This window comes from Microcoleus sp. B4-D4, from assembly GCF_036705185.1.
In the GTDB taxonomy this organism is placed as follows: domain Bacteria; phylum Cyanobacteriota; class Cyanobacteriia; order Cyanobacteriales; family Microcoleaceae; genus Microcoleus.
This window is the reverse complement of record NZ_JAUBTX010000116.1, coordinates 1-1,104: the sequence shown is the minus strand read 5'-3', so window position 1 is coordinate 1,104 and position 1,104 is coordinate 1. Positions and strand designations below refer to the sequence as shown.

General features: G+C 36.6%; 1 protein-coding gene. It reads left to right on the top strand.

Annotated features, from left to right (window positions below; genetic code table 11):
• A partial coding sequence (locus QUB13_RS30320) for a sensor histidine kinase (protein WP_333388775.1) occupies positions 1-971 on the top strand: 971 nt, incomplete at its 5' end.
• Between the last annotated feature and the right edge of the window lie 133 nt (positions 972-1,104).

The following is a 1,104-nucleotide window of genomic DNA, read 5'->3' as shown; positions in this document are numbered from 1 at the left end:
GCTGGTTTCACTTCGTAGCAGTCAAGCTAGGAGATGGTTTTTCCGTTACTATCCGTGATATTACCGCCCGCAAACAAGCCGAATTTGAATTACAAGAACAAGCTGAAAATTTAAAATTTGCTCTGCGCGAACTAAAACGCACCCAAGCCCAACTCATCCAGAGTGAGAAAATGTCTTCTATTGGGAATCTGGTTGCAGGGGTAGCCCATGAAATTAACAATCCGGTGAATTTTATTCACGCCAATCTGAGACCTGCTACTGAATATTTCCAAGATTTACTGTATTTGGTAAACCTTTATCAACAACACTTTCCCAATCCCCCAACAGAACTTAAAGCAGAAATTGAGGCTATTAACCTAGATTTTATGCAAGAAGACCTCCTCAAACTTCTGAATTCTATGCAGATAGGAACCGATCGCATTCAGGGAATAGTTCTTTCCTTGCGGAATTTCTCCCGTCACGATGAGGCTGAATTTAAACGAGTGGATATCCATCAAGGTATCGACAGTACGCTGATGATTCTCCAAAGTCGGCTCAAAGCCACAGCAGAACATCCAGAAATTATCGTAATTAAAGATTATGCTCAAATGCCCAAAATTCAGTGTTATGCTGGTCAACTAAATCAAGTTTTTATGCATATTCTAAACAATGCTATTGATTCTATTCACACCCAATGTATCGACGCTCAAGGAAAAATAAAAATTGAAACTCAAGTTTCTAACAAAAATCAAATATCAATCAGATTTATAGATAATGGTTTAGGAGTTTCTGAGGAATTACAATCACAATTATTCGACCCCTTTTTTACTACCAAACCAGTGGGAAAAGGTACGGGACTAGGACTATTTATCAGTCATCAAATTGTGGCATTTCAACATGGTGGGAATTTATATTGTAACTCTAAGTTCGGCAAAGGAGTAGAATTTATCGTTGAAATTCCAATTACTAAAGCAATCTTGAGTAATGCTTGAGCAAGCACTTACAATTAATTAAAGTTGATAAATACATGAATCTTGATTTTAACTATGAAAATAAAGGTAATATTCTAATTGTAGACGATCTTCTAGAAAATCTACAATTACTAAGCAATGCACTCCTCAAACT